The following is a 10230-nucleotide window of genomic DNA, read 5'->3' as shown; positions in this document are numbered from 1 at the left end:
TACAACCAGTACGAGGGCTTCCGCCCGGCACGCCGAGAGCACGCCCCAGACGCCGCCCGGCCCGCCCTCCGGGCGGACGACGGGACTTTCGCAACGCGCCCTAGCGCATGCCCAGGCCGCCGCTGCCGAAGGAGCCGCTGGAACCGGGCATCCAACGCCGGCGCTGCTGATCCTCTTTCGTTCTGCTCGACGACTGGTGGAGTTCGTGGGGCAGCAGCCGCTGTCCGTCCGCGGAGAGCGGCACCTCGTCCGGTTCGCGCATCTCGCGCGACTCACGGACGGCACCGCCGTCGGGCAGATGCGGCTGTTCGTCCGGGAGCGGCCGCGGCAGCTCCCGGTCACGGACCCGCATACCGAACCAGAAGGCCCAGACCAGGCCACCAGCGATGATCAGGCCGCCGACGAAGGCAAGGATCATGTTGCGTACTTCTGTCGACGTGGCCGCCATGACAAACGTCGCCGTACTCATGTGACCGATTATCGTCCCAAACCCCGCGAAGTGGGAGATCGGGCGCGGGCCGGCTCTCCGGATCGGTGAGTACGGCGGTCAGCCGAAGCGGCCCGCCACGTAGTCCGCCGTGCGGGTGTCCTTCGGAGTGCCGAAGATGTCGTCGGTGGGGCCCGCCTCGACGATGCCGCCGGGGGTGCCCTGCTCGGCGAGGAAGAACGCGCACTGCTGGGAGACGCGGGCCGCCTGCTGCATGTTGTGGGTGACGATGACGACCGTGACCTGACCGGCGAGTTCCTGGATGGTCTCCTCGACCCGGCGGGTGGAGGTGGGGTCCAGGGCCGAGCACGGTTCGTCCATCAGGAGCACCCGGGGACGGACCGCCAGCGCCCTCGCGATGCACAGCCGCTGTTGCTGGCCGCCGGAGAGCGCGCCACCGGGCTTGCGGAGCCGGTCGCGGACCTCCTTCCAGAGGCCGGCGCGGGTCAGGGACTCCTCCACCAGCTCGTCCTTCTCGCGACGGCTCGCCCGGGCACCGGTCAGCCGCAGACCGGCCACCACGTTGTCGTAGATCGACATCGCGGGGAACGGGTTCGGCTTCTGGAAGACCATGCCGATCCGGCGGCGGGCGTCGGTCAGCCGCCACGAGGGGTCGTAGACGTCCTCGCCCTCGAAGAGCACCTCGCCCGCGAACTGCGCCGCCGGAATCAGTTCGTGCATGCGGTTGAGGGTGCGCAGAAACGTCGACTTGCCGCAGCCGGACGGGCCGATGAGGGCGGTCACCCGGCCCGCGGGCATCGTCAGCGACACCCGGCTGAGCACCTGATGGCTGCCGAACCACGCGGAGACGTCCCGTGCCTCCAGGGTGGCGGGGGCCGCGGAGCCGGCGTGGGGGGCGGCATCCACGGGCGGCAGGACGACCGTGTCGGTCAGGGAGTCGGTCACATCGGTCACGTCGGACACCTCACGGGAAGCGGTCACAGCAGGTCACAGCAGGTTGGGCAGGAGTTCGGTGGTGCGGGTGGCGACCTGGAGGCCGAGCACCGCGACCAGGGGCGCGAAGACGATCCACGTCTGATGGCGGCCCCAGCGGTGCCAGGCCCATACGGCGGCCACGGCGGCCAGCAGCAGCGCCTGCAGCCACATCACCAGCGGCCACGGCACCCCGGAGGGGCGGGCCAGCGGCTCCTCGGACGCCGGGAGCGTGCCGGAGCGGATGACCGCCTGCGGGGTCTGGAACGCCCGGGAGACCAGGTCGGCGTCGACCCGCAGCACACCGGACGGCACGAAGCGCGGACCGGTCGCGGTGACCAGGACCAGACGGCCGCTGCCGCCGGCCACGGCGGGGGGTGCCGGGTCGCCGGCCCGTCGTACGTCGAGGACCTGGTACGTCGCCCTGCCCTGGCCGGTGGTCACCGTGAAGCGGTCGCCCTCGGCGAGCGAGCCCAGCGTCCCGAAGGGGCCGCCGTAGGCCGCGGCCCGGCCCATCAGGACGCTGGTACCGGCCTGGCCGGGCATCGGGGTGTCCCGGCGGTGACCGGGGCCGTCGGTCAGGACGGAGGAGTCGGTGCCCTCCAGGACGACCTGGCTCATCCCCAGCCTGGGGATGTCGATCAGCCCGACCGGAGTGCCCGGTGCGAGGAGTGCGCCCTGCTGGTCGGTCTGCGCCACCGGGGCGGTGCCCAGGGCGAGCCGGCCGCGCAGTTCGTCGTACGCGGCGTGCTGCGCGGAGTGTTCCTGGACGCCGCTGACCAGCAGCAGCTGCGCGGTGACGCCGAGCAGCAGGGCGGCGAGGCTGAGCAGGGCGCCGCGCGCGAGGTGGCGGGCGGCGGTGACGCTCCGGACACGCGTGAGCGGGAGGGGTAGGGCGACCGTCACGGTGGTCCGCCTCCTTCGCGGTTTGGTGGGGGTCGAGCGGAAGAAGCCGAACGGCCGGGGAGACACTCCCTCAGTAATCTCCCCGGCCGCCGGGATCAGGTGGACTTGATCGAGAAGTTGGCGCCGGTCCTGGCGCTCACCGTCGACGAGCCCGTGTAGCCGGCGTGCAGGGTGTGCTTGCCCTTGCTCAGCTTCGGCAGGGTGATGGTCACCTTGCCGCCGCTGAGGGTGCCGGTGGCGAGGACCTTGGTGCCCTCGTAGATCTTCACCGTGCCGCCGGGGGTGGTGCCGGTCGCGGTGACCTTGACGGTGACCTTGGCGCGGGCGGTGTGGCTGACCGTGGCGGGCGCGGTGCTCGCGACGGAGGCGGTGGCCTTGGTGACCTTCAGGGTGACGCTCACCGAGGAGGAGTTCAGCTTGGTGGCGCCGCCGTAGGAGACGGTCAGGGTGTGCGTGGCGACCTTGAGGTGGTTCGACAGGGCCACGGTGACCTTGCCGGAGGCGTCCAGCGTGCCGCTGCCGAGGACGGTGGCGCCCTCCTTCACGGTGACCTTGCCGGTCGGCTTGACGCCGTGGCTGCCGGTCACGGTGACGGCGACCTTCGGGGCCTTGCCGTAGGGGGTCGTGGCGACCGTGGCGGTGGTGGCGCTCTTGTACTTGACCGCGCCGGTCCAGGTGGACGCGGCACCGGTGCCGTTGAGGTTGTTGCCGGTGACCGTGGCGGTGTACTTGCCCAGCGCCAGACCCGTGAAGCCGTACGAGGTCGTGGTGGCCGGCACGTCCTTGGTGGCGACGACCGCGCCGTCCGCGTCGGTCAGCGTGACCCGGTAGTCGGTCAGCGGCAGCGCGGTGGCGGCCGGGGCGGTCCAGCTCAGCTTCAGGCTCGCGTCGCCGGGCGCGGCCTTCAGCGCGGGCGCGTCCGGTACGGCGGTGGAGACGCCGGTCTCCTCCAGGCCGCCCTGCTTGGCGTGCCGGGCCAGGTTGACGGAGCCGTTGTAGGACTCGTTGACGAAGCCGAAGGCGGCGATGACCTTCTCGGCGTCGTCGGAGGCCAGGGCGGCGGTGTGGCTGCCGCTGGTGACGAAGACGTCGTAGAGGTCCTTGTCGAAGAAGACGCTCGTCGGGTCGATCGCCCGGGTCGGGACGACGTTGTAGACGTCGCGGCCGAAGGTGGCGTTCTCGTAGTAGGCGTCGACGGCGGCGAGCTTGCCGTTGACGGTGGTCACCGGGCTGGTGGCGCCGTCGTCGCCCGGGAGCTGGATGGCGGCCAGGTGACCGCCGCTCGCGACGGAGGTCTTGGTGTAGTCGGGGGCCACGCCGTTGTTCTGGGCGATCCAGCTGCCGACGGAGAACGGGACGAGGGCGCCGTCCTCGGTGAGCGCGCTGTTGCCCTGGTTCTCCTGGACGACCTGGACGCCCGGGGCGAGGTCGGAGTCCTGGAGGCCGAGGATGGACAGGAAGAACTTGCGGGTGCCCGAACCGCTCTGCGGGATCTTCGGGTGCACGGTCTGGCCGTTCACCGTGGTGAGCGTGCCGGTGTAGATGTCGTGCAGCTGGGCCACCGTCAGGGTGTCCAGGCCGGAGCCGCGCACCGCGACGCCGATCGCGTCACGGGCCATCGGGATGTAGGTGAGCGCGGTGCCGGAGAAGGACGGGCCGCTGGAGGAGCGGGCGAAGTCGACCTGGCCCTTGACGGAGACGCCGGTGGAGTCCGGGAACTTGTCGCCGGTCAGCGACTCGCTCAGGGCGAGACGGCCCTTGCCGGATCCGTTGGGGCGCAGGAAGGACGGGCCGCCGGAACGGGTCGTGATGTTCGACGTGGTGGAGCCGGTGCCGGGCTCGATCGCGTCGTAGGACGCGATGCCGGCACCGGTCGCCGACTTCACGGCGGTGGCGGCGTAGCTCTTGCCGCCCACGGTGTCGCCGGCGAGGGCGTCGAGGACGTCCTGGGTGGTGTCGGAGCCCACGCCGACCAGCTGGCGGAAGGTCCCCGCGGGGGTGGGGTCGGCGTACGCCGGGCTCGCGAGAGCCAGGCCGCCGGCCACCACGGCTGCGGCGACGAGCGTCGCCGTGGAGCGCGTTCTGCGCATCGAGAGTCTCCGTGACTGTGCGAAGGGGTGGATCTGGCAGGGTGGTACGGGCCGTCCGCCCCGACTGCCTTTCGGGGCGGGCGGCCGTCTGTGGGAGCGCGGGCCCCGGGAGGGGCTCGGCTCGGAGGGTGGGACGCGGGCCGGTGAGGGCCGCGCGCCGAGGGGGCCATGGCGCGGGTCCGGCACGCGGCGGGGCCGGTCCGGCCGTGCGGTGGTCCGCCGGCCGGTGGGCGTCAACTCCCGCCCGGTGGCGGGCCGGTGCCCGCCTCGGTCCGTGGCACGGCGCTCACCCCCGGCCCGGCGGCAGCAGCTTGCGCAGCCGCTCCGGCAGGGTGTCGGGTACGAGCGTCACCGTCCGGCCGCCCGGCAGCGGCATCCGCAGCGGCAGGCGCAGCCGGCCGCCGCCCGCGAAGGGGGCGCCCGCGCCGGCCACGGCGCCGAGGGCGGCACCGACCGGGACGGCGTAGCGCAGGGGGTTGGCCGGGTCGGCGGGGGTGTAGCCGGCGGCCGTCGTCTGCACGGCCTTTCCGCCGCCGTACGACGCCTGCGGGCTCGGCGAGGTGCTCGCGCCCGCGCTCGGCGTACCGGTGCCGCCGTCCGTCCCCGTGCCGCCCGAGGAGCCGGAGCCCGTCGAGCCGCCCGTGCCACTGTCGCCCGACCCCGTGGACGACCCGGAACCGCTGTGCGCGGAGCCGCCCTTGTAGTGCTCGAGCGTGTCGGCGACCTTCAGGGCGCGGGTCCGCAGCCGGCTCGTCAGCGGGGCGTACCCGGCCGGCAGCCGGCCCGGGTCGGCGCCGCTGATCTGCCCGGTGCCGGCCGCGTACCGCAGCAGGGCCGCGTAGTCCCGGCGGGCGTCGGCGGTGAGCTTGGCGGGCCGGGCGGCCGCGTAGACCAGCTGGGCCAGCGGGTAGGCGCCCTTGGCGGTGGCGCCCGCCGGGGTGATCTCGGCGACCGTCCTCCCGGCGGCGCTCTTCGCGGCGGCGGTCAGGGAGTCGGTCGTCGGGGCGACGAACTTGCCCGCAGTGTTGCGCAGTTGGGCCGTCTGGAGGCCGTAGCGGGCCGCGGAGGCCGCGTCCGTGACGGTGATGACGAAGCGCGAGCCGACCATCTGCGGGCCGGGGCTCTTGAAGGCCGGCGGGCTGGCCAGCGGGTCCCAGCTCGACTTCCACAGGATGTCGGCGCGCCGGGTGTGCAGAGCGCCGGCGTGCATGTCGTCCACGTACGGATGGAAGTCGGTCATGCACTGCTGGAGCGTGGCGCCGCTGCCGGGCGGGATGGTGCACCAGGGGTCGCTCTTCGGGTACTCGTCGAGGTTCGACGGGTCGAAGGCGGCACCGGTCGGGTTCAGGTCGGCGTTGGTGCTGTAGTACGGGTTGACCCGCATCCCGTCGTCGTCGGGGACACCGGCGAGGAACTGCCGGGCCTCCTTGTCCGTCGAGATCCACTGCCACAGGTCGTGCGCGGTGTCGCTGTGGCCGAGGGAGGTCATCAGGTCGGTGTCGGTGGCCGGGGTCTCGGCGACCGACAGATACGCGAACTCGGGGTTGAGCGCGATGAACTCGGGGTCGCTCGCGAGGCCCGCCGGGTTGTTCCTCGCCCAGCCGTACTTCTTGGCGACCGTGGAGCCGACCACCGCTCCCCACGGCGAGTTGCGGTAGGACTCGGTGAGCAGCTTGGCGACCAGACGGGGCGTGAGCCTGATCGACTCCACCTTCGTACCGGCGAGCTTCGTCACCGACTCGGGCGCCCCCGCCTTCGGTCTGCGTTCGATGGTGAAGCCGATGACGGCTCCGGAGAGCGCGACCGGGGCGTACGTCGTGGTGTCCGGGGGCGCCGCCGAACTGGCGTCGGCCCCCAGGGCCCGGGTGGTGAAGGCGAGTCCGGAGGAGCCGTCGTTGCCGAGCCGGCCCCGGGCGTCGGGCTCGCCCTGCTCGGTGTAGCTGTACACCTTCCCGGCCGGGCACAGCGCCGCCTGCCAGCTGGTCATGGCGTCGGCGGCCAGCTCGCTGCCGGTGGTGGGGCGTTCCTTGGCGCCGAGGGCGCAGTTGGTGCCGACCGGGTTGAAGTGCAGCGGGATCGCGACGCGGTTCCGCCAGTTGGTGGAGGAGACCGGGGAGCCCGCGTTGACCTGGCTGTGGTCGGTGTACGGCTTGCCGTCGAGGTCGAGATGGCCCTGCGGGACGATCACCAGCCAGCAGTCGCGCGGCTTCGTCACCCCGTTCGTCTTCACCGGGGTGCCGCAGCCCAGGTGCGGGGCCTCGTTGGCGGTCTGCGCCTCGAAGTACTCGGTGCCGGTGCCGTCGGCGCCGGTACGGGCGAAGTCGACCTCGTTGGTGGTGTTGCGGTTGAAGAACGGGTTGTTCTGGGTGTTGGTCGTGACCGTGGTGCCGTCGACCGACTTGAAGGGGACCTCGCCGGGCGCGTTGGGGTTGGCGGCGCCGTATCGGTTGTCCTGGCCGTAGTTGGTGGGGTCGGCGCTGTAGAAGACCTTGCGGGTGTCGTCGTAGTCGTTGCCCGGCCAGCTGGTGCGGTCGGTGGTCGGGGAGGCGCCGTACTGGCACTGGGTGCGCGGCGGGCCGGGGTTGGAGGCCACCGTGCCGTCGTCGTCGCCCCAGCACTGCATGATCTGCACGAAGTCCGTGTTGAACTGCGTGCCCGCGAAGGTCGTGGGGGTGCCCCCGGTCCAGGAGACGGTGATCGCCTGGCTGGTGAGGTGGCTGGTCTGGGAGACCGTGAACCTCATGTCCTTGAACTCGCCGCGCCCGGACACCGTGACGGCGGAGGAACCCGCCGCCGACGCGGGCGGCGCCGACTGGGCGACCGCGAACCCGGCGAGCGCGCCGACGGCGGTCCCGGCGACGACCCTCAGCAGCAGACGTCGTACCCGGTTCATCGCGAACCCCCGTCCGAGGCGCGGCTGACGAGGCGGGAGACCAGCGAGGGCAGCAGGACCAGGCCGAGCACCAGGAGGACGGCGAGCACCATCAGGGTCTGCGTGGTCGTCCAGCCGCTGTGTCCGGCGACCGCGACGGGCTGCGCGAGGGCGATGGTGCCGCCCGCGGTCGTGGCCGTCCCGGTGCCCGTGCCGTCGGCGGCGATGGTCTGCCCGGTGTCGGGGTCGACGGAGGGCTGCGCGGAGGCGCCGGCGCCCCCGGCCGCCGTACCGCCACCTGCCGCCGTGCCACCGGAGGACCCGCCGGCCGAACCGCCCGCGGTCCCGCCCGTGCCGCCGCCGCCCGAACTCCCGCCCCCGCTGCCGGGCTTGGCGCCGCCGCTGCCGCTCGTGCAGGGAGCCGCGCCCTGCTTGTCGCAGGCCGCAGGGTAAGGGGCCGTCTCCGCCAGCCTGTTGCGGCCGTCGGCGGTGAAGGTCGGGTTGTTGCAGCCCTTGATGTTGATGTTCTGCGTCTGCACACCCGGGATGCGGCGGATCTGGTCGAAGCCCGCCTGCACCAGGTTGATCGGCAGTGGCGAGTAGCCGAGCTGCGGCGCCTGTTGCTGGCCCTGGCACATGAAGTAGTAAGAGAACGCGCCGAGCGTCTTGCCCTTGGCCTTGGTGAAGGTGCCCTGCACCTTCAGCGGCAGGATCATGTACGAGTAGCTGGAGAGCGGGTAGTTGCGGCGGTCGCTGTCGGTGTAGACGCCGTTGAGCTGCTGGGTGAGGTAGTCCGGCGAGCTCTTGTCGGTGTTGATCTTCGCCTTGAGCAGCGAGACCGCCACGTTCTGCGGGGTGGGCTCGGTGTAGTAGCCGGCGTGGTTGAGGACCTTGGCGACCGGATAGTGCGCGTTGAGGGCGTAGGAGTAGTTGACGTAGCCGATCGCGCCCTCGCCGTAGTTCTGCGCGACGTAGCCCGCGACACCGAGGTCGCCGGACTGGGCGATCATGCCGGAGACGGTCGGGTAGTACGAGGTCTGTCCGCACGCCCCGGAGCGGCCGACCTTGGCGCAGTACGCCTGCCACAGCGCCCTGTGCTGGTTGGCCATCCACATCGTGAACTGGGCGGTGGAGCCGGAGCCGTCGGAGCGGACGACGGGGACGACCGGGCGGTGCGGGAGCTGCAGACCGGGGTTGTCGGCCTTGATCGCCGGGTCGTCCCAGGTCTTGATGGCGCCCGTGAAGATCTTGGTGACGTTGTCGCCGGAGAGACGGAGGTTGGTGACCCGCCGGCCGTTGACCGTCAGGTGGTACATGAAGACGGTGCCGCCGGCCACGATCGGCATATAGGCGTAGGAGCCGGCGCCGGGGCGTTCGGCCGCGCTGCCGTCGGTGGGGTGGGTCTGGAACGGGATGTCGGAGACCGCGAAGTCCACGGTGCCGGAGAGGAACTGGCGGCGGCCGTCGGAGGAACCGGTGCCGGCGTAGCTGATGCGCATGCCGTACTGGTTGACCGCGCGACGCCATTCGTCGACGGCGTTCTCGGCCCAGGTGGAGCCGGCTCCGGCGATGGGGGTGTAGCTGTCGGCGGAGGCGCTCTGCGGGACGCCGGTGAGGGCGAGGGTGGTGAGCAGCGCGGCCAGGATGCCCAGCCGTCTGAGGGCGTTCTTGAGGAGGCGGGGCATCAGTGGCTGTCTCCGGAGTCGTTGATCTGCTCGGTGTCGTCTGGGGAACCGCTGTCGAACAACTGCGGTGCTGGAGCGTGCAGTTCGGCGAATCTCTCCTCGTCCCGGCGGGACGCCCTCGCCGTCCTGCGGGCCTGCCGCTTGCTCTGGTGGCCCGGTCCCCTGCCGCCGATGACTCGCGCGACGGCGAACAGGATCAGTACGAGGGCCATCAGCACCGTCGCCGCTCCGAAGCCGCGGGCGATCATCGTCGGTTCGGGGGACTTGACGAAGTTGAAGACGGCGAGGGGGAGGGAGATCATCGGGCCGCTGGTGGGGTCCGCGTTGAGGGCCGCCGTGAAGCCTGCCGTCAGCAGGACCGGGGAGGTCTCGCCGATGCCCCGGGCCGTGCCGAGGATGACGGCCGTGGCCAGGCCCGAGCGTGCCGTGGGGAGGACCACGTGCCAGACGGTCCGCCAGCGCGGTGCGCCCAGCGCCTCCGCCGCCTCCGTCAGGTTGCCGGGGACCAGGCGCAGCACCACGTCCGCCGCCCGGATCACGATCGGCAGCATCATCACGCTGATCGCGAAGCCGGCCGCGACGCCCGACTTCTGCATGCCGAGACCGAGGATCCAGACCGCGTACACCATCAGACCGGCGACGATCGAGGGCAGCGCGGTCATCGCCTCGACGATGGTGCGGACGAACCGGGAGAAGCGGCCGGGTATCTGGTTGAGGTAGACGGCGCAGGCCAGGCCGAGCGGGACGGTGATCGCCAGGGCGATGGTGATCATGATGAGCGAGCCGAGCATCGCGTGCGCGACCCCGCCGTGGGTGAGCGGGTCGAGGGGGCCCGCCGCCTGCATGTCCTGGGTGAAGAAGTTGCCGTGCGGGAGCGCCTCCCGGCCCCGCCAGGCCGTGAAGCCGACGACCAGGACGAGGGCGGAGAACAGCAGGCCGGCCGCGGTCCACAGGACGACCGTCATCACCCGGTCCCGTACCGCCTGACCGTCCTCCTCCAGGCCGGTCAGTACGGCGTAGACGGCGAGGAAGGCGGTGTAGGCGGTGACGGTGAAGCCCAACGCGCCCGAGAAGGGGGCCAGTTCACCGAAGAGCAGGATCGCCACGCAGAGTCCGGAGACCGCGGCGCCGCACAGGGACAGCACGCCGGAGCGGCTGAGACCGCCGATCCGCCGCGGGCGGTCGGGGAGTTCGGCGGGAGCGGGGGCGGTGGCGGAGGTCTCGGCCACCGGCTTGATCTCTTCCACGACGGTCATC

At 72.1% G+C, this 10230-nt stretch carries 7 protein-coding genes; all 7 read right to left on the bottom strand.

Features of this window, described 5'->3' with window-relative positions:
- Window positions 1-100 precede the first annotated feature (100 nt).
- The 7 genes from ABZT17_RS16850 to pstA all read right to left on the bottom strand — a co-directional run bounded on the left by ABZT17_RS16850 (window position 101) and on the right by pstA (window position 10229).
- Window positions 101-469, bottom strand: a complete 369-nt coding sequence (locus ABZT17_RS16850; protein WP_356349279.1) for a DUF6479 family protein — start codon at window positions 467-469, stop codon at window positions 101-103.
- A gap of 78 nt (window positions 470-547) precedes the next feature.
- A complete protein-coding gene (pstB, locus tag ABZT17_RS16845; protein WP_356349289.1) occupies window positions 548-1354 on the bottom strand; it encodes a phosphate ABC transporter ATP-binding protein PstB in 807 nt (268 codons plus the stop codon).
- Window positions 1355-1435: 81 nt separating this feature from the next.
- Window positions 1436-2326, bottom strand: a complete 891-nt coding sequence (locus ABZT17_RS16840; protein ID WP_356349276.1) for a sortase — start codon at window positions 2324-2326, stop codon at window positions 1436-1438.
- A gap of 95 nt (window positions 2327-2421) precedes the next feature.
- A complete protein-coding gene (locus ABZT17_RS16835; RefSeq protein WP_356349274.1) occupies window positions 2422-4416 on the bottom strand; it encodes an Ig-like domain repeat protein in 1995 nt (664 codons plus the stop codon).
- Between the two features lie 286 nt (window positions 4417-4702).
- Window positions 4703-7309, bottom strand: a complete 2607-nt coding sequence (locus ABZT17_RS16830) for a hypothetical protein (protein WP_356349271.1) — start codon at window positions 7307-7309, stop codon at window positions 4703-4705.
- Entirely contained in the window at window positions 7306-8973 is a 1668-nt protein-coding gene (locus ABZT17_RS16825) for a phosphate ABC transporter substrate-binding protein PstS (RefSeq protein ID WP_356349268.1), read from the bottom strand. Before ABZT17_RS16825 ends, ABZT17_RS16830 begins: the two co-directional genes overlap by 4 nt.
- Window positions 8973-10229, bottom strand: a complete 1257-nt coding sequence (gene pstA, locus ABZT17_RS16820; protein ID WP_356349264.1) for a phosphate ABC transporter permease PstA — start codon at window positions 10227-10229, stop codon at window positions 8973-8975. The genes ABZT17_RS16825 and pstA overlap by 1 nt, the downstream gene beginning before the upstream one ends.
- Between the last annotated feature and the right edge of the window lies 1 nt (window position 10230).

The sequence above is a fragment of the Streptomyces sp. NPDC005648 genome, assembly GCF_040605395.1.
GTDB lineage: Bacteria > Actinomycetota > Actinomycetes > Streptomycetales > Streptomycetaceae > Streptomyces.
The sequence above is the reverse complement of the archived record's forward strand: the minus strand, read 5'-3'. Positions and strand labels throughout refer to the sequence as shown.